We start from the raw sequence: 22826 nt of genomic DNA, 5'->3' as shown, positions 1-22826 counted from the left end.
ATCAAGGGATGGGTATGGTGAACCTTAGTCAGAAGACGGCGGTGTTGCTGTCCTTGGGGGGACTTCTTTTCTTGTCAGCGTGCAGCTCGGTGTCTTTGGTGCAGGAGCCTGAGCGGCCGGTGGTCGCGCAAACCCAGGAACAAGAGGTTGAAGAGGTAGCCCCGGTTGCGGCTCCAGCCGCTGCTCCAGCGCCCGCAGCGGCCCCGGCTTATCAAAACACCACTGTGGCTCAGTTGCAGCAGCTGATTCAGGCCCGTGCCGTGCAAGAGCTGCGTACCGCCTATAACGGTCGCTTCGGTGCCAGTCTGTTGTTCTCTGCCGAAAGCATGACCTACTACGTGGCCCTGTTCCAGCAGCGTGAGTTCTGGCGCGTCTTCAAGACCACCGACGAATCCCTGGCCGAGCGCATGTACACCCAGTACCGTCAGGACACGGTGGACTATGCCGCCGCCGATCTGGAGCGCATCAAGCTGCAGGCTGAAGTTGCCAAGGCTGAAAAGCAATTGAATGAAAGCGCCGATCAACTGACCGTGCTGCAGAACGACTTGGCGTTGCAGCGTCAGCAAGAGGCCTTGGCCATTGCTCAGCGCGAGGAGTCCCGTCGCGAAGCCCAGGCGCTGGCCGAACAAGAGCGTGAAGCCCGAGAGCAGTTGCGTGAATTGCAGAGTCAGATCAAGGATCTGGAGCGACAGCGTGCCGGGATGTTGCAGCGTCAACGAGGTCGCTGATCGCTGCAATAGCAAAGCCTGATTGAAAGCCCGCACAGTCGCAAGACTCTGCGGGTTTTTTAATCGTAAATAAAAAAAGACCCGAAATTCGGGTCTTTTAACTTGCTGCTTGATAAAGGTCTGATGCTACCGCGACAAGTACCGCATTGCCTCTTCCAGCCCTGCGCTGGTGACGGGGTACATATGGTCGGACATCAGATTCTGAATGATGGCAATGGACTGGCGGTACGGCCAGTAAGCCTGCGGCTCGGGGTTGAGCCAGGCAATACGTGGCCAGTGGTCGTTCAGTCTTTGCAGCCAGGCTGCGCCGGTTTCCTTGTTGTAGTGCTCGACAGAACCACCTGGGGCCATGATCTCGTAAGGACTCATGGTGGCATCGCCCACGATAATGACGCGCCAGTCCTCGTTGTACTTGCGCAGCAAATCCCAGGTTTCCAGTCGTTCGCTTTGGCGGCGTGAATTGTTCCGCCATACCGATTCATACACGCAGTTATGGAAGTAGTAGGCCTCCAGGTGTTTGAATTCGGAACGTGCGGCCGAGAACAGGGACTCAACCTGGGCGATGTGGTCATCCATGCTGCCGCCTATATCCAGCAGCATCAGCACATTGACGCGGTTTTGTCGCTCGGCCTGCATTTGCAAATCCAGCATGCCCGCATTGCGAGCCGTCTCGCGTATGGTGCTGTCCAGATCCAGCTCGGTAGGGGCACCTTGGCGTGCAAAGCGTCGCAGGCGACGTAGCGCCATCTTGAAGTTGCGTGTGCCCAGCTCTTGCTGGTCGTCGTAGTCCACGAACTCGCGCTTTTCCCAGACCTTGATGGCGGTACGGTTTCCTGCCGAAGGGCCACCAATGCGGATACCTTCGGGATGATAGCCACCATGTCCAAACGGCGAGGAGCCGCCGGTTCCAATCCACTTGTTGCCGCCTGCATGACGCCCTTGCTGCTCTTTCAGACGTTCCTTGAACATCTCCAGCAGCTTTTCCAAGCCATGCTTTTCCAGTGCGGCTTTCTGTTCCGGAGTCAGGTTGCGCGTCAGGGTTTTGCGCAGCCAGTCCTCGGGCAGGGTTTTATCTTTGGCCAGCGCTTCCAGCTGCGGCTGATAGAACTCCCCAAAGGCCAGATCAAAGCGGTCGTAAAGCGTTTCGTCTTTGATAAGAACCAGTCTGGATAGATGATAAAAATCGTCCAGCGTGGGCGGCATGATGCCTTTGCACAAGGCGTCCAACAGCGTCAGGTGTTCCTGAATGGACACTGGCAGGCCACGTTCACGCAGGTGGTAGAAGAAATCAAGCAACATGGCTGTGCTGCCTTAGTTTGTCCAGCAAGTGGGCGCGGGTATCGGGCCACTCGCCTGCCATCAAGCTGTAGAACATGGTGTCGCGTATCGTGCCATCGCGGCGGATGGCATGGTGGCGGACACGACCATCGAAACGCGCTCCCAGCCGGGTGATGGCTTGCTGAGATTTGAAATTCAGGTGGTCGGTACGCCAGCCCACGACTCCGGCTCCCAAGGTCTCGAACGCATGTTGCAGCAGGAGCAGTTTGGCCGCGGTATTGACGTGGCTGCGCTGGGCGCTGCGGGCGTACCAGGTATAGCCGATTTCCAGGCGGGCCACTGGCGCAATAATGTCGTGATAGCGCGTAGTGCCGACAGCCCGGTCTGTTCTCAGGTCACGCACCAGAAAGGGCAGCATATGGCCTTGCTCCAGGCCGTCCAGCGCCTTTTTTACATAGTCCTGGGCCTGGCCGGGGGCGGGCACGCTGGTTACACGTACATTCCAAAGTTCGCCATCGGCAGCGGCGGCTTCCAGTAACTCCACGTGCGCCAATTGCAAAGGCTCCAGACGCACGTCCCATCCTTCCAGTGTCACGGGGGCCAATGGCTGGGAAAAAGCGCTTGTGTGCATATCAGCTCCGGCGCTGGCTGCGTTGGCTCATGGCGGCCAGACGCTGCATCAAGGACAAGTCCTGTTCGTTTTTCAGCAAGGCACCGGCCATAGGGGGCAAGCCTTCATCCAGCTCGTGCAGGGCATCGGCAGGAATGTCGTTGGCCAGGAGCAGACGCAGCCAGTCCAGGAATTCCGAGGTAGACGGCTTTTTCTTCAGACCGGGGACATCTCGCAGGGCAAAGAAGGTATCCAGGGCGCTGGACAGAATGTCGCTGCGCAGATTGGGGTAATGCACCGCCACAATCTGTTCCATGGTTTCGCGCTCGGGGAAGCGGATGTAATGGAAGAAACAGCGGCGCAGGAAGGCGTCGGGCAGATCTTTTTCATTATTGGAGGTAATGATGATCAAGGGACGATGGCGCGCCTTGACGGTCTGGCGAGTCTCATAAACATGAAACTCCATGCGGTCCAGTTCCTGCAGCAAGTCGTTGGGGAACTCGATGTCGGCCTTGTCGATCTCGTCGATCAGAACAACCGTGGGTTCCTCGGACTCAAACGCTTGCCACAATGTGCCTTGCACAATGTAGTTGCCAATGTCGCGAACTTTTTCATCGCCCAACTGGGAGTCACGCAGACGCGACACCGCATCGTATTCATACAGGCCCTGATGGGCCTTGGTGGTGGACTTGATGTGCCATTGCAGCAGGGGGCGTCCCAGGGCACGGGCTACTTCCAGGGCTAGCAGTGTCTTGCCAGTGCCGGGCTCGCCTTTGATCAACAAAGGACGTTGTAGCGTCAAAGCGGCGTTGACGGCCAGCTTCAAATCATCAGTGGCAACGTACTGATCGGTGCCTTCAAAACGGGTCGTAGTAGTCATAAATCGGCTCAAACTTGTACTTAAAATGTTGATCTGTCAAGAATAGAAACTCGGGTATAAATACTAGTATCAGTCATCCTTGGCAATTATCATACAATCGACTCAGTACTCGTCGGTCAGCATCACAGAGCCAGGTGTCGCGTTGATTCCTTTTTGCTGCAATAGACGCAGAGCCTGACCCGGACCGTTTTCAACTCCACGACAAAGCGAATAGCGATGATGAAGTTGCAAATGAAGCGGTATGTCTCTTTCTTTCTTCTGGCCTCAAGCTCCTGTCTGCCCTGGGCAGCCCAGGCGCAGGATTCCGAGCCGATCAAGGCCAATCCCGAGGCGGCGCGCGACAAGATCTCCATGTGTATAGGCTGTCATGGCTTGCCCGGTTACAAGGCCAGCTTTCCCGAGGTCTATCACGTCCCCATGATTGCCGGGCAGGGCGCTGCTTATATAGAAGCAGCACTCAAGGAGTATGCCAGCGGCGCTCGAACCTTCCCCACCATGCAAGCCATTGCGCTGAGCTTGTCCGAGCAGGACATGGCGGATATTGCCGCGTACTACGCGGGCAACAAACCTTAAGGACGGGGAGGCACGTATGAGAAAAGCAGTCTTGCTGGTGGCAATGGGGCTGATGGCCGGGGTGGCCGGTCAGGTGATGGCCGCCGAAGATCTGGCCAAGGCAGGCGGGGAAGCCTGGAAGAATCTGAATTGCGCATCCTGTCATGGTGACGACGCGAAAACGCCCTTGAACCCGGAATATCCCATTCTGGCCGGTCAGCATGCCGATTATTTGCGGCAGGCCTTGATGGCTTACAAGCGTGGGCAGGCCGGAGCACCGGCAACGTCCAATATCCGCAAGAATGCCGTTATGGGGGCTATGGCCAATACCATGAGCCAGGCGGATATCGACAGTATCTCCGTATGGCTGTCGCGTCAGCCCGGCCCCTTGAGCAATAGAAAGTAAGGCAGCCTGCGACTTTAGTCGCGCGTGCTGTGGCGCAAAATCAATTCGATATAGCGCTCGTTGTTCAGCGGTGTGCCCAGACGTTGTGCTTCCCAGATCACCTCGCCCAGCGCTTCCATAATGATGTGCGCTGCGGCGTGCTGATCGTGCCGGGTCAATAGGCGCTGATACGCTGCCTTGATGCCTGGAGGCTGGTCAATGGACAGTTGTTCATTGATAGCCAGGTGCATGGACAGATGTAGGAAGGGATTGCTGCGTCCTTGCTCCACGGAATAGTCCTGGTTGACGGCGTCGGCGTTGCGCAAGTCGTCGTGGTATTCAGGGTGCTGTTGCACCAGATCCACCGCCATGGTCTCCAGAGCGGTCAGCAGATGACCACTTTGGTGCTTGTCCCAAGCTTCAATGAAAAATTGGCGAACCTGCTCGCGAGAGGGGTTGAACATGGTGGAATCGAGATAAAAATAGTCAGAAAATGCGAATCTTCGGCGCGCGTTTTGCGTGAAATGGTGGGGGCGCAAGGCCGGCACAAGCTGCAATCGGGGCCGTGTAGAATGGATAAGTTGCCAAGAATGCAAGCATTTTTGGCAAGCTTTGAGTTTACAGGTGCCTGAATACGCGCGAATTAAGTTAAACTCTTATATAAGACTTCGGAAACGCGAAAGCGTTCCGTGTTTAGCTATCCCTAATATTGGAGCACAACTGGAGCATCCATGTCCTATCAGCATATCAAGATCCCCGCGTCGGGGCAGAAAATTACAGTTAACGCGGATTTTTCCCTGAATGTTCCCGATCAACCCATTATTCCTTACATCGAGGGTGATGGTACGGGCGTGGATATTTCGCCAGTCATGATCAAAGTGGTCGACGCTGCTGTTGCCAAGGCTTATGGCGGCAAGCGCAAGATCGAATGGATGGAAGTGTTCGCCGGTGAAAAATCCACCAAGGTGTACGGTTCCGACGTCTGGCTGCCAGAAGAAACTCTGGATGCCGTTAAAGACTACGTCGTGTCCATCAAAGGCCCTCTGACCACTCCCGTTGGCGGCGGCATCCGTTCCCTGAACGTGGCCCTGCGTCAGCAACTGGACCTGTACGTCTGCCTGCGCCCAGTGCGCTACTTCAAGGGTGTTCCTTCGCCTGTGCGTGAGCCAGAAAAGACCGAAATGGTCATTTTCCGCGAGAACTCCGAAGACATTTACGCCGGTATTGAATTTGCTGCCGAGTCCGAAAGCGCCAAGAAGCTGATCGACTTCCTGCAAAACACCCTGGGCGTGAACAAGATTCGCTTCCCCAATACCTCCGGTATCGGTGTCAAGCCTGTGTCCCGCGAAGGTACCGAGCGCCTGGTGCGCAAGGCCATCCAGTACGCCATCGACAACGATCGCTCTTCCGTGACCATCGTTCACAAGGGCAACATCATGAAGTTCACCGAAGGTGGCTTCCGTGATTGGGCTTACGAACTGGCTCAAAAGGAATTTGGCGCTGAATTGATCGACGGCGGCCCATGGTGCAAATTCAAGAATCCCAAGACTGGTCGCGAGATCATCGTCAAGGATTCGATTGCTGACGCCTTCCTGCAACAGATTCTGCTGCGTCCTGCCGAGTACGACGTCATTGCCACACTGAACCTGAACGGCGACTACATCTCCGACGCTCTGGCTGCTCAAGTGGGTGGTATTGGTATCGCCCCCGGTGCCAACCTGTCCGACTCCGTGGCCATGTTCGAAGCTACCCACGGTACTGCTCCCAAGTACGCTGGCAAGGACTACGTGAACCCAGGTTCGCTGATCCTGTCTGCCGAAATGATGCTGCGTCACATGGGCTGGACCGAAGCTGCTGACCTGATCATCTCCAGCATGGAAAAATCCATCACCTCGCGTAAAGTGACTTATGACTTTGCCCGTCTGATGGAAGGCGCGACTCAAGTGTCCTGCTCCGGCTTTGGCGATGTCATGATCGAAAACATGTAATGAATGCAGGCTGTTAAAGCCGGTTTTCTACATGAGAAACCGCCGACCTTCGGGTCGGCGGTTTTTTTTCGTCTCATGCTGGCGCAGGCCATTTTTTTTCTCTTTTTTCTGCTTTGCTTATGCTCAAAATATTTTTGATCGTTAGTTTTATGCAATTAAAAATAAGCTTGGCGCATGATTTTTACTAGGTGAAAACCCGAATAAACTCAATAAAACAAGCGTGTTTAGCGGTTTCCATGATTATTGATATTGCGATTAACTGACGATAGCTATAAATTTGCCATATCAAATAATTCTAAGGAGCTGTTATGACTATCACAGGAGCTACATTGGTCGCCGAGCGCGAGCGGATCACCGTTACCCAGGCACCATCCCGTCAGGAGACAGAGGAGATTCTGGAGCGCATCCATGAGATCGGCCCGCTGCTACGTGAGTTGGCCCCGCAGGCTGACCGTAATCGCATGTTGTCAGACGAGGCGGTTCAGGCTTTGGAGTCCACCGGGGCCTGGCGCATTTCGGCCTTGAAGCGCTACGGCGGTTATGAGGGTGGGGCGGAGATGCTCTTGCAATGTGCCAGCGCCGTGGGCTATTACGATCCGGCAGCAGCCTGGTGTGTGGTGATCTCTAATGGTTCGGTCATGCTGGCCAACCGCTTTAGCGATGCCATGCTCGATGAGGTGTTTGCAGACGGTCCAATCCGTGCGGCGTCCATTTTTGCCCAACCCCAAGGCACGGCAACGCCGGATGGCGATGGCTGGCGCATTACGGGCAAGTGGCCTTTTGCCTCGAACAGCAATCACTCGGACTGGGCACTGGGGATTTTGTTCATCAAGGAAAACGAGCAGGTCGAGCCTACCGTGGGCTTTGTGCTGATGCGTCGTGATGAGTTTGAAATTCAGGATACCTGGTACACCATCGGTATGCGCGGTTCGGGCTCCAACACCATGGTGGCAGAAAACCTGTGGGTCCCCAAAGAGCGCCTGATTACGTTTCAGCAACTGATGGGCGATGTGCAGGAGCAAGATCCCTTGGCTACATTTGGTCGTCGTTTGACGCCGCACCTGACCATGTCCACCTGCATTCAAGCGCCATCTTTAGGGGCCGCGCAAGCCGCCGTGGATTTCACTACTGGTGTCAGTGGCAAGCGCGGCATTACCTATACCCATTACAAGAAGCAGTCGGATTCGGGGGCGTTTGTGCAGAACCTGGGAACGGCCAGTATTCAGATTGATGGTGCCCGCTTATTGCTGGAACGCGCTGCGGCTCAAATTGATGCTGCTGCCTCTGGCACCGTGCCCATGCCTTTGGAGCTACGTGCTCGTCACCGCGCCGGAATCGGCCATGCCGGACACGAACTGGTGGATGCGGTGAACAATCTGTGCTGGTTACATGGCACGGCCTCTTTTGCGGAAAACAGTTTGCTGGGCCGCATGTGGCGGGATATTAATACAGGTACTCGCCATGCTTCGATTACCGCCCCTATGGGTTATGAGCTACACGGTAACGGCATGACCGGTACGCCTTACATTTCCAACAAGCTTTAAACCATGACGGCGACATTGCTGGTCAATGCTCCCTCGCGACGTTGTCATGCCGATGGCGTAGAGGTGCAGGCCTGGTATGGCCTACGTTACGCCCAGGGGGCGCGTCGTTTTGAAGCGGCGCAGGCGGTGACGGGGCGAGTGGCAGCGACCTCTCTGGATCAGGTGCCCTTATTCCCGCAGCGCCCCAGCCGCCTTGCGGCGGTGATGGGCGCAGGCAGTGCCAATCCGCAATCTGAAGATGCTTATTTTCTGAATGTGTGGGCTCCCGCCCAAGCGCAAGGTCTGCCTGTGCTGTTCTTTATCCACGGTGGAGCCTGGATGAGTGGCGGCGCTTCTTTGGATTGGTATGACGGCAACCGCCTGGCAGCGCAGGGCATGGTGGTGGTCAATGTGAATTACCGTCTGGGTGCCTTGGGGCACCTGGGCGATGCACAAGCTGACGATTTGCCTTTGCCGGCAGCCGACCTGCTCTTGGCACTGCAGTGGGTGAAAGATCGTATCCATGCCTTTGGCGGAGACCCGGACAAGATTACCTTGATGGGGCAATCGGCGGGCGGCTGGTATGCGCATTTGCTCAGCGTGCTGGAGTCCACACGAGGTTGGATTGATCGTGTTGCTTTGCTCAGCATGGGAACGCGCACGCCGTGGTCACCCGAGCAACAAAGAAAAACCACAGAGCGCCTGCGACAAAGCCTGGGTGATCAGTGGCTGACGGCGAACGTGGATACCTTGATGCAGCACGGCATGATGGCCTTGGACAAAGAGCCGCCACGTTTGGCTCATGCTCCTTCGGCATTCTTGCCTGTGGCCAGCGCCGGGATGCCGCCCGACTTCTTGAATCCTGACTGGGCGGCACAAGCCTGCCATGCGCAGACGGTGTATCTGCGTTGTACTGCCCAAGAGTCCTCGGTGTTCTTTTTTGATGTGCCTTTTCATCGGCAGGCGACGCAAGAGCAGGTCGATCAGGCTTTGGGTGTATGGCCTGTGGGAGACTTGCCAGACAGCCTGCTGCGAAATGGGGTGTATCAGGGAGCAGGATCGGGTCTGACGCCGTATCAGCAAGTGGTGGCCGCATCGTCCTGGTTGCAGTTTCAGCGTTTTCCCACGCAGTATGCGGCTAGTCTGAAAGCAGCGGGGCGCTCGGTGGTTTGGAGTGACTTCATGGAACAAAGTCCGCTTGAAGCGGTGTTCAGCGGGCACTGTTTTGATTTGCCTTTCCAGTTTGGCAACTTCCGGGCCTGGCAGGATGCACCCATGATGCAGGGGGTGACGCCGGAGCGGTTTGAGCGCGTCGCCCAGGATTTGATGGGCGACATCGCACGCTTTGCGGGGGCCTGACTAAAGGAGCAGGTTTACTCCGTGCCGCGGGCCTTCCAGTTTGGAATGGCCTGCTGCACGTGTTGCGAGCTCAAGGGACTAAGCAGTCGATGCAAGTCACCGAACAATTTGCGGGCCGTATTGCCTACCCAGTTGTCTGGCAATAGCTCGGGTGCCAGGCCTGGGTCCAGAAAGGGCAGCCTGCGCCAGCGTGTCACCATAGGCATATAGAGTCGGAAGGCTTCCAAAGGGTCGGCCGTGCCTTGGCGTAAAGCGGTTTGCCACGCCTCAACTTCGTGTTGATATGAGTTCAAGAAGGACTGGTACTCATTGGCCAGCTTGTCCCAATTCCACCAGCGGGAGATCTTTTCCTGAATATCGCTCAGGCCGCTGGGTTCGCAGGTGAACAGCTCAATATAGGGCCAGAGCTGGTGCTCGCGTATGTACTCGACAGCCTCTGCCTGCAAGCGCGCCGGACCTATATACAGGCCCGCATTTACAGTGCCAAACCCCATGCGAGCCAAGCCTGTACGAATCTTGTGACGGTTCTGGCGTTCGCTTTCCGGAACGGAGAAGGAGACCAGCAGCCAGGGGTCCCGAATGTTCATGGAGGGGGAGGAAAAAATCCGCTCGTCACCGGCCTGCATATGCGGCTCCAGTTCGGCCGCCAAGGCATAACCTTTGCCCGAGGCGGCTTGTTGGCTAACTAGTACGCCTTTTTTCTTGAGCCGGGAAATGGCGGAGCGCACGCTGGACGGTTCAGCACCCAGGTCGGCCAGTAGTTGAACCACGCTGGCCACGGGAATGATGACGCCGGTGGGGCGGGCGAACAGACCGTAGAGCGTCAGAATGTAGTGGTGCGGGGCAAGTTGCTCGTGCTCGCCATGGTCTCGGCTAGCGATGAACTCATCAATCGCGACGCTTGCTTTCATTCTGTTTTCCGGTGGTGGGGCTGATTGCTACCCATTTTTGATAGTAGGTTTGTAGCGGGCCATTTTACCGTGCGTGCCCCGGCGGCGCTAGCGTAGCCGCACTGGGGCTGCTTGCGTCCTGTTTGCCAGGGCGCCAGCTTGAGCTTCTTAGGGCAGGCTTTTCTCCAGCACGCTGTCCAGCACGACGATGTCCTGAATGTGCGGGGCGATGGCATCCAGCATGGCCTGGTGAGCATCACTCTGTCTGTAGGCGTCCAGTGCTTCTTGAGTGCGGAATACAGAAAGCAGGGCATGGCTGTAGCGCGCCGAGCTGCGTGACAGGTTCGGCACCCATTCAAAGCGTTCTATGCCGGAGCATTCCTGATGTATGCGGATAAAGGCCTGGTCCAGTTTGGGTGCGAGTTCCGGGCTGACAGGGGTGTGGGGTGCCATCAAAACGATATGTAGATACATGCTGTCCTTGTGGATTCCGAGAGGTTTTAAGCTCATTGCTTATTGCAAATAAATAATGATGAAAGATAATACGCAATAATATTCGGTTGAATTGTATAGGCCTATAGCTTTTAAAGCGACGAATTTTCATAGGGTTAATACCTAAATTCAACAAAAACCATCCTTGTTTGCCTATTTTGTTATTGCAAATAAATGACGATCGAAACAGAATTGAGGCCAAGCGAGTTTGTTGTCGTAGAGCTCGCCTCATTTTGGGTTTTGGGTCTTTAACGCCTGAGCAGAGTCATCGTCATGAAAGAAAACATAAGTGGGTTGGGAGCCAGGGTGGTGCGCGAAGCCTTCGGACATTTTCCATCCGGGGTAGCGGCCATTGCCGCCGTACTCGATGGCAAGCCGCAAGTCATTGTTGCGTCCAGTTTTTCCGTAGGGGTTTCGCTGGATCCGCCTTTGGCCGCCTTTTTTGTGCAGAAAAGTTCCTCGACCTGGGCGCTGCTGTCTCGCGCCTCGCGTCTGGGGGTGTCAATTTTGAGTGCTGAACATGCGGCTATTTGCCGTCAGCTGGCCGGACCGGACAAGGACAGCCGATTCAGCGATATCGAGGTCGAGCTGACCGAGGAGGGGGCCGTCCATATACAAGGGGCATCAGTCTGGTTTGACTGCAGTGTTTTTCAAGTGCATCCCGCCGGGGACCACGATGCCGTGCAATTGCTTATCCACGATGTGCAGATCGAGCGCGAAATCTCGCCACTGATCTTTCATCGTTCTCGTTTCACGCAGTTGGTGGCCTGAGCCACCGGATCAAAAACAATAAACAAGAAGCATAACTATCACAGTGAAGGGGACATCTCTTGGACGCACATACACCATCTTTGCGCGAGCAGCCCATGACTGCCGCGCAGCGTCGACGCGTTATTTTGGGGGTTGGGGCGGGTAACGCCCTGGAGTGGTACGACTGGACGGCTTATTCGATTTTTGCCGCCTATTTTGCCAAGCAGTTTTTCCATAGTGAGGACCCGCTGGCGGCTTTGCTGGGCACACTGGCGGTATTTGCTGTGGGTTTTTTCATGCGCCCGCTGGGAGGCATCTTTTTTGGCTGGCTGGCCGATCGCAAGGGGCGGCGTTTCACCATGACCCTGTCCATGCTGGTGACAGCCTTGGGCAGTTTGGTGATTGGTATTGCTCCTACGTATGACATGGTGGGGCCGATTGCCGCCTTGTTTTTGTTGATGGGCCGTTTGTTGCAAGGGATTGGCCACGGTGGGGAGGTGGTTTCTTCCTTCACCTATGTCACCGAAATGGCACCTGCTCATAAACGTGGGCTGTGGTCTTCCTCCGTGTTTGTGTTTGTCACGATCGGGGTATTGGCGGCTGTGTTGCTCAGTGCCTGCCTGACCAGTCTGCTGGGTGAGGATGTTGTTCGGGCCTGGGCATGGCGTGTGCCTTTTGTCTTGGGTGGGGCCTTGGGGGTATATGCGCTGTATCTGCGTAGAAAGCTGGATGAAACTCCCATGTTCAAAGCCCGTCAGGCCGCAGCGCGAGCGGCAGGCAAAACGGCGCGCCCGGGCGCACGCGTGTTCTGGTCGGAGGTCTGGAAGTATCGCAGTGCCTGCTTGCGCGTATTTGCCTTGTCGGCCGGCGGCACCGTGCTGTATTACGTCTGGGCCATCATGGCGCCCACCTTTGCCATTACCTCCCTGGGCATGCCTGCCGCCAAAGTGATGTGGGTGGGGGTAGGGGCCAATCTTTTTCTGATTCTGTGCCTGATTTTCTGGGGCGCATTTTCGGATCGTTTTGGTCGCAAGGCGAACTGGTATTTCTTCTCCATCGGTTCAATCATCAGCATCATCCCGCTGACCATGGTGCTGACCGGCGGCCAGGGCGAGATCTGGCGTCTGGTGGTGTTCATGGCGGGCGGCATGCTGTTGATCTCGGCACCCACCGCCATCATGCCGGCCTTTTTCCCCGAGCAGTTTCCGACTCGTATCCGTGCGGTTGCCATGGGCTTGCCCTATTCGGTCGCTGGTGCCCTGACGGGCGGGACCGCTCCCTATTTGCAAGCCTGGCTGCATTCCATCAATCAAAAGCAGGTTTTTGACTGGTACCTGATTGGCCTGTGCGTTCTGGCCCTGTGGGCCACCATTGCCTCGCCCGAGACCAAGGGCAAGGATTTGCACGACTGATGTGTATAGGCGCTGCCCGGCTGAAAGAGCCGCGCAGCGCCTTTTTTGAATTTTCTAGGAGTAGTGAGATGTTGCGTGAGCATATTGAAGGTAAGTGGATTGCTGATTTTGTAGAAGTGTTTGGACTATGCAAAGTACAACCCGGCGAAATGGCTGTCGTGCTGTCCGAGACGCAATCGCGCTCCGTGCTGGCCGAGCTGGCTGAGTTGGCCCTGACGCAAATGGGGGCACGGGTTTGCCATGTGAAACTGGTCTCGCCACGTCTGAAAAGCAATATTGCCCTGCGCTCGACCGGGACGTCTTTGGCGCTGGAAGGTATGGATCCGATTGTCCAGGCTTTGGCAGGCAGCCAGTTCATTGTGGACTGCACCGTAGAAGGGCTGCTGCATTCGCCCGAGCGTGCCGCACTGCTGGCCAAAGGTGCCCGCATCATGATGATTAGCGACGAGCATCCCGAGATTCTGGAACGGGTCAAACCCAGCCCTGATTTGCAAAGCAAGTGCGATATTGGCGGCAAGCGGATTACCGATGCCAGTGTCATGCATATTAGCTCCGAAGCCGGCACGGACCTGACGGTCAGCCTGGCGGGTGTGATCGGGCGCGGCAGTGCCGGGATAGCCGACAAGCCGGGCAGCTTTGGGTATTGGCCTGCTGGCCTGTGCATTTGCTACCCCAGCAATGGCAGTGTGAATGGCACGCTGGTGCTGGATAGTGGAGATGTGAACCTGACCTTCAAGCGCTATCTGGAATCGGCGGTGACCCTGCGCATCGAAAACGATTATGTCGTGGCTATTGAGGGCAAGGGCGTGGATGCCGATTTGATCCGCTCCTATTACGCCAGTTGGAATGACAAGGATGCCTATGCGGTCAGTCATGTGGGCTGGGGCATGGCGCCGGCGGCACGCTGGGACTCCATGGCCATGTATGACAAGCGCGATACCAACGGAACCGAGCTGCGCGCCTTTGCCGGTAACTTCCTTTTCTCTACGGGCGCAAATCCAGCGGCGGGTCGTTTCTCCGATTGCCACTTCGACTACCCAATGCGCAATTGCACGGTTAGCCTGGATGGCCGTGAAGTTGTCAGCAAGGGGGTGTTGCAAGGCGATCTGGCCTAAAGCGCTAGTCAGGGCGGTACCAGCAGGAGAATGGACCTACAGAGCCCGGCCGGCTGAGGCCGCCCTTTGATATTCCGTGGTACAAAACCAAGCTCAATGGTTTATGGCTAGATGGTTCAATAGTCATCAAGCTGTGCAGGCGTGTCGTTGCTGCTATTTTGTTTTGTGTGAAGGCGGCGCGACCCAGCCTTGCTTTGTTTTCAAGGGTACGGATTATGCGCGAAGGATTGGAGAAGCTACTGGCGGCAGGCAAGGATAATGCTTTGTTGCGCTTTGGCCTGGGCAATGCATGTATGGGCGAGGGCGATTTGGAAGCGGCTCGCGAACATTTGTCCAAAGCCGTGGAAATGAATCCGCGTTACACCGCAGCCTGGAAGCTGTTGGGCCGGGTGCTGGTGAACCTGGAGCAATTCAAACAGGCCAGGGAAATTCTGGAGCAGGGCTTGGTGATTGCCCAAGAGCAGGGCGACAAGCAGGCTGAGAAAGAAATGCAGGTGTTTTTGAAGCGGGCCGTGAAGGCTTTGGACCAGGCAGCAGAATAAAGACTGCGAATGGGCGACTGATATTTTCTTACCATGCGGGTATCAGTGCATTCCCTAAGTGTGACAGCTTTATAAATGGGGCACAATACGTTTCATGCAGGTGAGGAGACATAGCCCCGCAACGCTGGGCAATAAAGACCGAAATAAAACGGTCACTATTATAAAAGCAATAGGCAGTACAACATAACAACAACAAAAAAAAGGCCAGCGAAAGCTGGCCTTTTTTACGTCTGTACCTAATGGAAAAAATCAAACGCCGGGTTCGGACATGGCTTGCAGCACCAGTTTGACGGCACCTTGCCCACCTTCGTTGGGCGCGCATTCCATATAAGCCAGAACGCTGGGCAGCTGGGTTAACCAGCGACGCACGGCATGACGCAAAACGGGTTCGCCATTGCGCGAGCCGTAGCCCGTGCCATGGACAATTCGTACACAGCGCACGCCGTGCTCCAGACAGGAGCGCAGAAAGTTGTCCAGTCGCTCGCGGGCCTGTTCCAGATCCGAGCCATGCAAATCCAGGCTGGACTCAATCGGCCAACGGTTGCGTTCCAGATCGCGCAAGACATCGGTGCCACAGCCAGCACGCAAATGTCGTATATCGTTGCTTTCACCTTGCACGCTGACATATTGGTCAGAGGCCTGGGGCAGGGCGGGCGTACTGGTGGGCGCACCTACCGCGTGGCGACGACGTTGCTCCAACTGTTCCGGGCTAGCCGCAGGACGGCTCATGACTACGCTTTGACCACGTTTTTTCAAGGGGGCGACGTCCCGCATGGACTGGCGTAGCCAGGCCCTGTCGCTGGGGTCCAATAAGGAAACGGGGTCTTGGGCCGCTGTAGCATTACTGGCAGGAGCCAGTTTGGCTGGCTTGCCACCCGGATCCGGTGGGCGGGGGCGCTTGCGAGCCTGGGGACGGGCGGGGGCCGGGGGCGGATTGAGATCCTGGCGGACCTGACCTTGTAACTTCTTCAGGTCTGCCAGACTACGCCCTACGGCTTTGGGCTTATTTGTTTTCATCCAACCAGCGCTGTGCGTCCAGGGCGGCCATGCAACCGCTGGCTGCACTGGTAATGGCCTGACGATAGATATTGTCTTGCACATCGCCCGCGGCAAAAACGCCAGGAACGGAAGTCATGGTGGCCATGCCTTTCAGACCGCTGCGAGTCGTGATGTAGCCGTCGTGCATCTCCAGTTTGCCTTCAAAGATCCCGGTGTTGGGCTTGTGGCCGATGGCGATAAAGGCACCTGTCACAGCCAGGTCTTCAGTGGCCTGGGTCTGGTTATTGATGATGCGCACACCTGTCACGCCCGAAGCATCGCCCAGCACTTCTTGCAGTTCGCTGTGCAGTTTCAGCTGGATATTGCCATTCTGGACGCGGTCCATCAGCTTGTCGGTCAGGATGGGTTCGGAACGGAAGGTATCGCGACGGTGAATCAAGGTCACGGTCTTGCAAATATTGGACAGGTACAGAGCTTCTTCCACGGCGGTATTGCCACCACCGACCACGACCACGTCCTGGTTCTTGTAGAAGAAACCATCACATGTTGCGCAACCGGACACGCCACGGCCCATGAATTCCTGCTCGGTTGGCAGGCCCAGGTATTGGGCCGAGGCGCCTGTCGCAATAATCAGCGAATCGCAGGTGTAGACTGTGCCACTATCACCATTCAGGGTCAGGGGACGGGTGGACAGATCAACCGAGGACACCATGTCAAAGATTAATTCTGTTTCGAATCGTTCCGCATGAGCCTGGAAACGTGCCATAAGATCAGGTCCCTGGACGCCTTGGGCATCGGCTGGCCAGTTATCTACATCCGTGGTGGTCATCAGTTGGCCACCTTGCTCCATGCCAGTGACCAAGACGGGGTTGAGGTTGGCGCGGGCTGCGTAGATCGCTGCGGTATAGCCGGCCGGGCCTGAGCCCAGAATGAGTACTTTTGCGTGCTTAGTAGTCGACATCACAGAAAATCCGAAAAAGACGATCTCCAATTATAATGAGTCCATGGCAAGAATACCTGCAACATCCCCTCGTTCGTCCCGGTCATCCAAAAATGTGCGTAATGGGCCTTCAGCTCTGCAACAGCGCCTGACAGGACTGCTGCGCGAAGCACGGTGGATTATCTTCGCTGCTCTGGCAGCCTGGCTGGGCCTAGTACTGGCAACCTGGGATCCGGGCGATCCCGGCTGGTCGCATTCCGTGCACTCGGGTCTGACTCAAAACGGCGGGGGCATCTTTGGTGCCCACATCGCCGATTTCCTCCTGTTTCTATTTGGTCTGACGGCCTGGCTTTGGGTGGTGCTGCTGGTGCAGCGCGTGGCCGTGGGCTTTTACCGTCTGACTGCTTTGCTCTTGCCCAGCACAAAAAACGAGGATGTTCTGCCTCGGGTGCGCTGGGAAATTGGCATAGGCTTTTTCTTTTTGTTTCTGGGCAGCATGGGCCTGGAATCGCTGTTTTTTAAAGACCTGGGCCACCAATGGCAGCTCCCTGCGGGGGCTGGCGGGCAGTTGGGCCAATTATTATCGCAACTATTAGTAACTTCGATAGGCTTTGGTGGAGCCTCTCTGGTGCTGATGGGCCTGCTCGCCGGTGGGGCCAGTTTGTTTTTCGGTTTCTCCTGGCTGACGTTGGCAGAACGTCTGGGCGGCTTCATCGAAGGGGCGATTCGCCGTGTGATGACTTTGTGGTCGGCCCGTCAGGATCGTCGCGTGGGCGAGGTCAAACGTGCCGAGCGTACGGAAAGCGTGGTCGCCAAGCAGGAGCAATTGGTACACGAACAGCCTGTGCGTATCGAACCTGCTTTTGTGGCTGTGCCCAAATCGGAGCGCGTCGAGAAAGAAAAGCAGCAGACCTTGTTCAAGGCGCCTCGTCAGGCTGGCGAAGCGGGCGATTTGCCTCCGCTGTCCCTGCTGGACCCCGCCTCTGACAATGTAGAAACGGTGTCGCCGGAAACCATTGAGTTCACCTCGCGCCTGATTGAAAAGAAATTGTCGGACTTCGGTGTTGCGGTGACGGTAGTGACCGCCCAGGCGGGGCCGGTCATTACGCGCTACGAGATTGAGCCTGCCACCGGCGTGAAGGGCAGCCAGATCGTGAATCTGGCCAAAGACCTGGCCCGTGCCTTGAGTCTGGTCAGCATACGGGTGGTGGAAACCATTCCCGGAAAAAACCTGATGGGCCTGGAACTGCCCAACCCCCGCCGCCAAATGGTGCGTCTGGAGGAAATCGTAGGCTCGCAAACCTATCACAGCAGCGCTTCCTTGCTGACCATGGCTTTGGGCAAGGATATTGCCGGCAAGCCTGTGGTGGCGGATCTGGCCAAGATGCCTCACTTGCTGGTGGCCGGTACAACCGGCTCCGGTAAGTCCGTGGGGATTAACGCCATGATTCTGTCGCTGCTGTACAAGGCAGACCCGGCAGACGTGCGCCTGATCCTGATCGACCCCAAGATGCTGGAAATGAGTGTCTATGAAGGCATTCCTCATTTGCTGGCACCGGTGGTCACGGATATGCGTCTGGCGTCCAACGCCTTGAACTGGTGTGTGGCCGAAATGGAAAAACGCTACCGCTTGATGAGCAAGCTGGGCGTGCGCAATCTGGCTGGTTACAACGCCAAGATACGCGAGGCGCAAAAGCGTGAAGAGCCTATCCCCAATCCTTTCTCTTTGACGCCGGACGCTCCCGAGCCGCTGTCTGTTCTGCCCATGATTGTCGTCATTATTGACGAGTTGGCAGACTTGATGATGGTGCAGGGCAAGAAGATCGAAGAGTTGATTGCTCGTTTGGCCCAGAAGGCCCGTGCGGCTGGTATTCACCTGATTTTGGCTACTCAGCGCCCTAGCGTGGACGTGATTACAGGTCTGATCAAAGCGAACATTCCTACCCGTATCGCTTTCCAGGTGTCCTCCAAAATCGACTCGCGCACCATTCTGGATCAGATGGGTGCGGAAACCTTGCTGGGCATGGGCGATATGCTCTATTTGCCGCCCGGTACAGGTTTGCCTAAACGAGTGCACGGCGCTTTTGTCAGCGACGAGGAAGTTCACCGCGTGGTTGAACACTTGAAAGAACACGGCGAACCTGATTACATCGAAGGCCTGCTGGAAGGTGCTGTCGAAGGCGAATCGGGTGAGGGGGTCAACCCCGCTACTGGCATGGTCGATGCTGAAGCGGACCCGCTGTACGACCAGGCTGTTCAAGTCATTATCAAGAATCGTCGCGCTTCGATTTCGTCGGTGCAGCGTCATTTGCGTATCGGTTACAACCGGGCAGCCCGACTGCTGGAACAAATGGAACAAGCCGGTCTGGTATCGGCTATGCAGCCTAACGGTAACCGTGAAATTCTGGTCCCCGCAGGAGGTGCCAAAGATGAAGATTAAGACACTGCTGGTCAGCATGTTGCTGGCCGCTACACCTGCCTTGACCATGGCCGCTTCGGCCAGCGAGCAATTGCGCTCTTTTGTACAAGATGTGCGTGCTGCGAAAGGCGAGTTTTCCCAGCGTACGGTCGATAGCAACGGCCAGTCCAAAGGTGCGCCGCAATCTGGGCAATTCGTGTTTCAGCGCCCTGGCCAGTTCAAATGGCATGTGCAACGCCCTTATGAACAGTTGATCGTGTCTGACGGCAAGCTGCTTTATCAATACGACCCGGATCTGGCCCAGGTCACCGAGCGTGGGGTGGACCAGTCCATCGGCGCTTCGCCTGCTGCGATCTTGTTTGGTACTGGCAATCTGGAAGACTCCTTCCGTCTGGTCGAGCAAGATGCACGGGATGGGCTGGAGTGGATCCGAGCCACGCCTCTGCAAAGCGATGCCGGCTTTTCCTACGTAGACATCGGCTTCAAGGATCGTGAGCCACGTCGTCTGGAATTGCAGGACTCGTTCGGGCAAACCACGTATATCGACTTCACCGGCTTGGAACCGAACCCTCGGATTACCTTGGGTACCTTCACGTTCAAGGCTCCTGCGGGAGTGGATGTCGTCTCCATGCCTTGATGCACATTCTGTTTTTGTGCAGCTATCGTCAGGGTCAGTGTTGGCTGGCTCTGACAAAACAAGTTTTCAATACAGACCTGGTCCGCTTGGCCAGGTCTTGCCATTTTAGGAAGGGCGATCGCCATGCGTGATTTGTTCGCTCAGGAACCCGCCGCACCCTTAGCCGAAGCACTACGCCCCAAAACCCTGGACCAGGTGGTGGGGCAGTCTCACCTGCTGGGCGAGGGCAAGCCACTACGTTTGGCTTTTCAGTCCGGCAAACCACACTCCATGATTTTCTGGGGGCCTCCCGGCGTGGGTAAAACCACGCTGGCACGTTTGACGGCCAGTGCATTCGAATGCGAGTTCATCGCCTTGTCCGCCGTCTTTTCAGGCGTGAAAGATATCCGAGCGGCCATGGAGCAGGCCCAGCAGAATCTGGCCATGGGCAAGCACACCATCCTGTTTGTGGACGAGATACACCGCTTTAACAAGTCTCAGCAAGACGCGCTGCTCCCTTATGCTGAAAGCGGCTTGGTGACCTTTATTGGTGCCACCACGGAAAACCCGTCGTTCGAGGTTAATTCGGCCTTGCTGTCGCGGGCGCAAGTCTATGTGCTCAAGTCCCTGACGGATGATGAGCTCAAACTCCTGCTACGCCGTGTACAGGAACAAAATGCCCTGGATGGCCTGGAGTTTGAGGATCAAGCCGTCGACACCTTGATCGGTTATGCCGACGGCGATGCCCGACGCTTTTTGAACCTGCTGGAGCAGACCAATACGGCCGCCAAGACTTCCGGCACCGAGCTGGTCACGACAGACTTCCTGCAAAATGCGCTGACCCTGAACTCCCGGCGTTTTGACAAGGGGGGCGACAACTTCTACGACCAGATTTCTGCTTTGCATAAGTCGGTACGTGGTTCCAACCCGGACGCTGCCTTGTATTGGCTGACCCGGATGCTGGACGGCGGAGCAGATGCCCGCTATTTGTCGCGCCGTATCATACGTATGGCTTGGGAAGATATCGGTCTGGCCGATCCGCGCGCCATGCAAATTGCCAACGATGCTGCCTTGACCTTCGAGCGCCTGGGCAGCCCCGAAGGAGAACTGGCGCTGGGGCAGGCCGTGATTTATCTGGCGATCGCGGCCAAGAGCAATGCCGGTTATATGGCATACAACCAGGCCCGCGCCTTTGTGAAGCAGGATAAAAGCCGCGAAGTGCCAGTGCATTTGCGCAACGCGCCCACCAAGCTGATGAAAGAGCTGGGCCACGGTCATGCGTATCGCTATGCGCATGACGAGCCTAATGCTTATGCGGCGGGTGAGACCTACTTGCCGGACGGTATTCCCGATCCCCACTGGTATCAGCCTGTGCCTCGTGGTCTGGAAATCAAGATTGCTGAAAAAATGGAGCGCCTGCGTCAGCTGGATGAGCAGGCCGGTAAAAAAGACACCTAAGACAGGACAGGCGTTGCCTGACCTGTCACCCCCGTATTTCCCGATACCTCAGTACTGCTTGCGCTGTGCTGCGCTTGCGGTGGCTTGTGGTTAAAATCACCAGATCAATCGGGATTGAACCATCACCTATATGGCTATTAAATGTTAGATCTGAACCAATTACGCAAAGACTTGGAGCCGCTGGTACAGGGCCTGGCGAAACGTGGCGTGCAATTTGACACCGAGCGTTTCCAGCAGCTGGAAGCCCGCCGCAAAGCGGTACAGGTGGAAACGGAAACCTTGCAGGCCGAGCGCAATGCATTGGCCAAACGCATCGGCCAGCTCAAGTCCAAGGGCGAAGACGCCAGCGAAGCATTGGCTCAATCCCAGCAAATTCCGGTGCGCCTGAAGCAGCTGGAGCAGGACTTGTCCCAAGTGCAGGCCGAGCTGTCCTCCTGGTTCGCCACGATTCCTAACCTGCCGCACGAAAGCGTGCCGGTAGGCGAGTCCGAAGAAGACAACGTCGAAGTACGTCGCTGGATCCCGGGTCCTAAAGATGATCAGGGCAAGCCTGCGCACATCACCTTTGAGCCGCGTGATCACGTGGATCTGGGTGAGCAGTTTGGTCTGGATTTTGAAGCCGCTCGCAAGCTAGCTGGCGCCCGTTTCATGGTTCTGCGTGGTCCTCTGGCTCGCTTGCACCGTGCTCTGGCCCAGTTCATGCTGGATACCCAAGTAGAAGAGCACGGCTATACCGAGTGCTACACCCCATACATCGTGAACGCGTCCACGCTGTATGGCACCGGACAATTGCCCAAGTTCAAGGACGATATGTTCTGGGTCACTAAAGGTGGTCAGGACAACGAGCCAGCCGATCCGACCGAATCCAAGCCTGAAGACCTGTACCTGATCTCGACCTCCGAAATCAGCCTGACCGGTACTGTGCGTGACGAGATTCTGGCCGGTGACGATCTGCCTATCCGCCTGACTGCTCACTCGCCTTGTTTCCGTTCGGAAGCCGGTAGCGGTGGCCGAGACACCCGTGGCGTGATCCGTCAGCACCAGTTCGACAAAGTTGAAATGGTGCAGATCGTTCATCCTGAAAAATCCTACGAGGCGCTGGAGTCCATGGTCGGTCATGCCGAGCACGTTCTGCAGGCTCTTGAACTGCCATACCGTGTAGTGCAACTGTGCACTGGCGATATGGGCTTTTCTGCTGCCAAAACCTACGATCTGGAAGTGTGGTTGCCTGCCCAGGACACATTCCGCGAGATCTCCTCGGTGTCGAACTGCGAGGCTTTCCAGGCTCGTCGTCTGCAGGCGCGTTTCCGCGCCGACAGCAAGGCACGTCCGGAGTTTGTGCATACGCTGAACGGCTCTGGCCTGGCCGTAGGCCGCGCCTTGGTGGCTGTGTTGGAAAACCACCAGCAAGAAGATGGCAGCGTGATTGTGCCCAAGGTTCTGCGTCCTTATATGGGCGGACTGGAACGTCTGGTGCCGGCCAAATAAAGTATCTGTCCGAATGGAAAAAGGGCTGATGACCTGTGTGGTCCTCAGCCCTTTTTCATTCATGGTTCCGTAGTGATGGATTAGTCATCATCCCAGTAGCGCTCCTGCTGTTTGCGCCAGCGCTTGTGAGCGCGTCGCTGCTCCTTGCGCCATTCCTTGTTGGAGCGACCATATTCCACGTAGCCGGGACGATAGACGTAACGTGGCGGGTGGTAAACCACTGGGGGTGGGGCGACATAAACCGGGCGTTCCACAACATGAGCGGGTGGGTAGTAGATCGGCCCGTAACCGATACCCGGAATACCGACATTGATATCGACATTTACACCGCCCGCAGAGGCGGCGCTGGTGCTCAAGGCCATTAAACCGGCTAATAGTAGTTTTTTCATAAGCTGCACCTCT

At 56.4% G+C, this 22826-nt stretch carries 23 protein-coding genes; 14 read left to right on the top strand and 9 right to left on the bottom strand.

The features are described from left to right. Positions 1-14: 14 nt before the first annotated feature. Entirely contained in the window at positions 15-728 is a 714-nt protein-coding gene (locus tag NIZ92_RS14085) for a DUF2968 domain-containing protein (protein WP_235332504.1), read from the top strand. Positions 729-854: 126 nt separating this feature from the next. Here NIZ92_RS14085 and NIZ92_RS14080 read toward each other — a convergent pair whose 3' ends face one another. Genes NIZ92_RS14080 through NIZ92_RS14070 form a run of 3 tightly spaced genes read right to left on the bottom strand, consistent with a single transcriptional unit; the run spans position 855 to position 3496 of the window. Continuing rightward, positions 855-2027 carry a VWA domain-containing protein gene (locus tag NIZ92_RS14080; RefSeq protein WP_009456769.1) on the bottom strand — a complete coding sequence of 391 codons (1173 nt, stop codon included), beginning with the start codon at positions 2025-2027 and terminating at the stop codon, positions 855-857. Further along, positions 2017-2637 (bottom strand): GNAT family N-acetyltransferase, encoded by a 621-nt coding sequence (locus NIZ92_RS14075; RefSeq protein ID WP_254002122.1) that lies wholly within the window; start codon positions 2635-2637, stop codon positions 2017-2019. The genes NIZ92_RS14080 and NIZ92_RS14075 overlap by 11 nt, the downstream gene beginning before the upstream one ends. Position 2638: 1 nt before the next feature. Next, positions 2639-3496 (bottom strand): MoxR family ATPase, encoded by an 858-nt coding sequence (locus tag NIZ92_RS14070; protein WP_009456767.1) that lies wholly within the window; start codon positions 3494-3496, stop codon positions 2639-2641. Between the two features lie 231 nt (positions 3497-3727). Here NIZ92_RS14070 and NIZ92_RS14065 point away from each other — a divergent pair, with 231 nt between their 5' ends. After that, positions 3728-4069, top strand: a complete 342-nt coding sequence (locus tag NIZ92_RS14065; RefSeq protein ID WP_031232637.1) for a c-type cytochrome — start codon at positions 3728-3730, stop codon at positions 4067-4069. Positions 4070-4085: 16 nt separating this feature from the next. Then, positions 4086-4454, top strand: a complete 369-nt coding sequence (locus tag NIZ92_RS14060) for a c-type cytochrome (RefSeq protein WP_254002121.1) — start codon at positions 4086-4088, stop codon at positions 4452-4454. A 14-nt stretch (positions 4455-4468) separates the two neighbouring features. Here NIZ92_RS14060 and NIZ92_RS14055 read toward each other — a convergent pair whose 3' ends face one another. Next, on the bottom strand, positions 4469-4897 hold the full coding sequence (locus NIZ92_RS14055) for a DUF1841 family protein (protein ID WP_009456762.1): 429 nt from the start codon (positions 4895-4897) through the stop codon (positions 4469-4471). A 267-nt stretch (positions 4898-5164) separates the two neighbouring features. On the opposite strand from NIZ92_RS14055, the gene icd reads away from it, so the two are divergent. From icd to NIZ92_RS14040, 3 genes are all read left to right on the top strand, one after another. Beyond that, positions 5165-6421, top strand: a complete 1257-nt coding sequence (gene icd, locus NIZ92_RS14050) for an NADP-dependent isocitrate dehydrogenase (protein WP_026483219.1) — start codon at positions 5165-5167, stop codon at positions 6419-6421. Between the two features lie 308 nt (positions 6422-6729). Beyond that, complete coding sequence (locus tag NIZ92_RS14045) at positions 6730-7965, top strand: acyl-CoA dehydrogenase (protein ID WP_035274528.1); 1236 nt, start codon at positions 6730-6732, stop codon at positions 7963-7965. Positions 7966-7968: 3 nt separating this feature from the next. Beyond that, positions 7969-9303: a carboxylesterase family protein gene (locus tag NIZ92_RS14040; protein ID WP_254002120.1), complete on the top strand. Its 1335-nt coding sequence runs from the start codon at positions 7969-7971 to the stop codon at positions 9301-9303. A gap of 14 nt (positions 9304-9317) precedes the next feature. Here NIZ92_RS14040 and NIZ92_RS14035 read toward each other — a convergent pair whose 3' ends face one another. Next, positions 9318-10214, bottom strand: coding sequence for a PaaX family transcriptional regulator C-terminal domain-containing protein (locus NIZ92_RS14035; protein WP_083053247.1), 897 nt, complete (start codon positions 10212-10214; stop codon positions 9318-9320). 147 nt (positions 10215-10361) lie between these two features. Then, on the bottom strand, positions 10362-10667 hold the full coding sequence (locus NIZ92_RS14030) for a Dabb family protein (protein ID WP_083053248.1): 306 nt from the start codon (positions 10665-10667) through the stop codon (positions 10362-10364). A 291-nt stretch (positions 10668-10958) separates the two neighbouring features. On the opposite strand from NIZ92_RS14030, the gene NIZ92_RS14025 reads away from it, so the two are divergent. From NIZ92_RS14025 to NIZ92_RS14010, 4 genes are all read left to right on the top strand, one after another. Then, positions 10959-11456 carry a flavin reductase family protein gene (locus NIZ92_RS14025; RefSeq protein WP_009456753.1) on the top strand — a complete coding sequence of 166 codons (498 nt, stop codon included), beginning with the start codon at positions 10959-10961 and terminating at the stop codon, positions 11454-11456. 59 nt (positions 11457-11515) lie between these two features. Further along, a complete protein-coding gene (locus NIZ92_RS14020) occupies positions 11516-12847 on the top strand; it encodes an MFS transporter (protein WP_247966587.1) in 1332 nt (443 codons plus the stop codon). A gap of 68 nt (positions 12848-12915) precedes the next feature. After that, positions 12916-13962 (top strand): peptidase M29, encoded by a 1047-nt coding sequence (locus NIZ92_RS14015; protein ID WP_254002119.1) that lies wholly within the window; start codon positions 12916-12918, stop codon positions 13960-13962. A 215-nt stretch (positions 13963-14177) separates the two neighbouring features. Continuing rightward, positions 14178-14504 (top strand): tetratricopeptide repeat protein, encoded by a 327-nt coding sequence (locus NIZ92_RS14010; protein ID WP_009456744.1) that lies wholly within the window; start codon positions 14178-14180, stop codon positions 14502-14504. A 249-nt stretch (positions 14505-14753) separates the two neighbouring features. Here the strand turns inward: NIZ92_RS14010 and NIZ92_RS14005 are convergent, their stop codons facing one another. Both NIZ92_RS14005 and trxB read right to left on the bottom strand, forming a co-directional pair. After that, positions 14754-15521: a Smr/MutS family protein gene (locus tag NIZ92_RS14005; RefSeq protein WP_247966588.1), complete on the bottom strand. Its 768-nt coding sequence runs from the start codon at positions 15519-15521 to the stop codon at positions 14754-14756. Continuing rightward, complete coding sequence (gene trxB, locus NIZ92_RS14000) at positions 15508-16464, bottom strand: thioredoxin-disulfide reductase (protein ID WP_009456742.1); 957 nt, start codon at positions 16462-16464, stop codon at positions 15508-15510. The genes NIZ92_RS14005 and trxB overlap by 14 nt, the downstream gene beginning before the upstream one ends. A gap of 43 nt (positions 16465-16507) precedes the next feature. Between trxB and NIZ92_RS13995 the strand changes: the two genes are divergently transcribed. From NIZ92_RS13995 to serS, 4 genes are all read left to right on the top strand, one after another. Then, entirely contained in the window at positions 16508-18883 is a 2376-nt protein-coding gene (locus tag NIZ92_RS13995) for a DNA translocase FtsK (protein ID WP_254002118.1), read from the top strand. Further along, the gene (gene lolA / locus NIZ92_RS13990; RefSeq protein WP_060186456.1) at positions 18873-19499 is read left to right on the top strand and encodes an outer membrane lipoprotein chaperone LolA; all 627 of its coding nucleotides are present in this window, start codon (positions 18873-18875) and stop codon (positions 19497-19499) included. The genes NIZ92_RS13995 and lolA overlap by 11 nt, the downstream gene beginning before the upstream one ends. A 123-nt stretch (positions 19500-19622) precedes the next feature. Beyond that, positions 19623-20936, top strand: a complete 1314-nt coding sequence (locus NIZ92_RS13985) for a replication-associated recombination protein A (protein WP_009456739.1) — start codon at positions 19623-19625, stop codon at positions 20934-20936. A 141-nt stretch (positions 20937-21077) separates the two neighbouring features. Further along, entirely contained in the window at positions 21078-22424 is a 1347-nt protein-coding gene (gene serS / locus NIZ92_RS13980; protein WP_083053253.1) for a serine--tRNA ligase, read from the top strand. An 80-nt stretch (positions 22425-22504) separates the two neighbouring features. Here serS and NIZ92_RS13975 read toward each other — a convergent pair whose 3' ends face one another. Next, positions 22505-22813 (bottom strand): hypothetical protein, encoded by a 309-nt coding sequence (locus NIZ92_RS13975; RefSeq protein WP_026483206.1) that lies wholly within the window; start codon positions 22811-22813, stop codon positions 22505-22507. Between the last annotated feature and the right edge of the window lie 13 nt (positions 22814-22826).

It is taken from the genome of Alcaligenes sp. 1735tsa3, assembly GCF_024134565.1.
GTDB lineage: Bacteria > Pseudomonadota > Gammaproteobacteria > Burkholderiales > Burkholderiaceae_B > Alcaligenes > Alcaligenes phenolicus.
The sequence above is the reverse complement of the archived record's forward strand: the minus strand, read 5'-3'. Positions and strand labels throughout refer to the sequence as shown.

What these genes read in the sequence shown, in the direction of transcription:
- NIZ92_RS14085 (WP_235332504.1), top strand. Translation starts at nt 15, where the DNA reads ATGGTGAACCTTAGTCAGAAGACGGCGGTGTTGCTGTCCTTGGGGGGA.
- NIZ92_RS14080 (WP_009456769.1), bottom strand. Translation starts at nt 2,027, where the DNA reads ATGTTGCTTGATTTCTTCTACCACCTGCGTGAACGTGGCCTGCCAGTG.
- NIZ92_RS14075 (WP_254002122.1), bottom strand. Translation starts at nt 2,637, where the DNA reads ATGCACACAAGCGCTTTTTCCCAGCCATTGGCCCCCGTGACACTGGAA.
- NIZ92_RS14070 (WP_009456767.1), bottom strand. Translation starts at nt 3,496, where the DNA reads ATGACTACTACGACCCGTTTTGAAGGCACCGATCAGTACGTTGCCACT.
- NIZ92_RS14065 (WP_031232637.1), top strand. Translation starts at nt 3,728, where the DNA reads ATGAAGCGGTATGTCTCTTTCTTTCTTCTGGCCTCAAGCTCCTGTCTG.
- NIZ92_RS14060 (WP_254002121.1), top strand. Translation starts at nt 4,086, where the DNA reads ATGAGAAAAGCAGTCTTGCTGGTGGCAATGGGGCTGATGGCCGGGGTG.
- NIZ92_RS14055 (WP_009456762.1), bottom strand. Translation starts at nt 4,897, where the DNA reads ATGTTCAACCCCTCTCGCGAGCAGGTTCGCCAATTTTTCATTGAAGCT.
- icd (WP_026483219.1), top strand. Translation starts at nt 5,165, where the DNA reads ATGTCCTATCAGCATATCAAGATCCCCGCGTCGGGGCAGAAAATTACA.
- NIZ92_RS14045 (WP_035274528.1), top strand. Translation starts at nt 6,730, where the DNA reads ATGACTATCACAGGAGCTACATTGGTCGCCGAGCGCGAGCGGATCACC.
- NIZ92_RS14040 (WP_254002120.1), top strand. Translation starts at nt 7,969, where the DNA reads ATGACGGCGACATTGCTGGTCAATGCTCCCTCGCGACGTTGTCATGCC.
- NIZ92_RS14035 (WP_083053247.1), bottom strand. Translation starts at nt 10,214, where the DNA reads ATGAAAGCAAGCGTCGCGATTGATGAGTTCATCGCTAGCCGAGACCAT.
- NIZ92_RS14030 (WP_083053248.1), bottom strand. Translation starts at nt 10,667, where the DNA reads ATGTATCTACATATCGTTTTGATGGCACCCCACACCCCTGTCAGCCCG.
- NIZ92_RS14025 (WP_009456753.1), top strand. Translation starts at nt 10,959, where the DNA reads ATGAAAGAAAACATAAGTGGGTTGGGAGCCAGGGTGGTGCGCGAAGCC.
- NIZ92_RS14015 (WP_254002119.1), top strand. Translation starts at nt 12,916, where the DNA reads ATGTTGCGTGAGCATATTGAAGGTAAGTGGATTGCTGATTTTGTAGAA.
- NIZ92_RS14010 (WP_009456744.1), top strand. Translation starts at nt 14,178, where the DNA reads ATGCGCGAAGGATTGGAGAAGCTACTGGCGGCAGGCAAGGATAATGCT.
- NIZ92_RS14005 (WP_247966588.1), bottom strand. Translation starts at nt 15,521, where the DNA reads ATGAAAACAAATAAGCCCAAAGCCGTAGGGCGTAGTCTGGCAGACCTG.
- trxB (WP_009456742.1), bottom strand. Translation starts at nt 16,464, where the DNA reads ATGTCGACTACTAAGCACGCAAAAGTACTCATTCTGGGCTCAGGCCCG.
- NIZ92_RS13995 (WP_254002118.1), top strand. Translation starts at nt 16,508, where the DNA reads ATGGCAAGAATACCTGCAACATCCCCTCGTTCGTCCCGGTCATCCAAA.
- lolA (WP_060186456.1), top strand. Translation starts at nt 18,873, where the DNA reads ATGAAGATTAAGACACTGCTGGTCAGCATGTTGCTGGCCGCTACACCT.
- NIZ92_RS13985 (WP_009456739.1), top strand. Translation starts at nt 19,623, where the DNA reads ATGCGTGATTTGTTCGCTCAGGAACCCGCCGCACCCTTAGCCGAAGCA.
- serS (WP_083053253.1), top strand. Translation starts at nt 21,078, where the DNA reads ATGTTAGATCTGAACCAATTACGCAAAGACTTGGAGCCGCTGGTACAG.
- NIZ92_RS13975 (WP_026483206.1), bottom strand. Translation starts at nt 22,813, where the DNA reads ATGAAAAAACTACTATTAGCCGGTTTAATGGCCTTGAGCACCAGCGCC.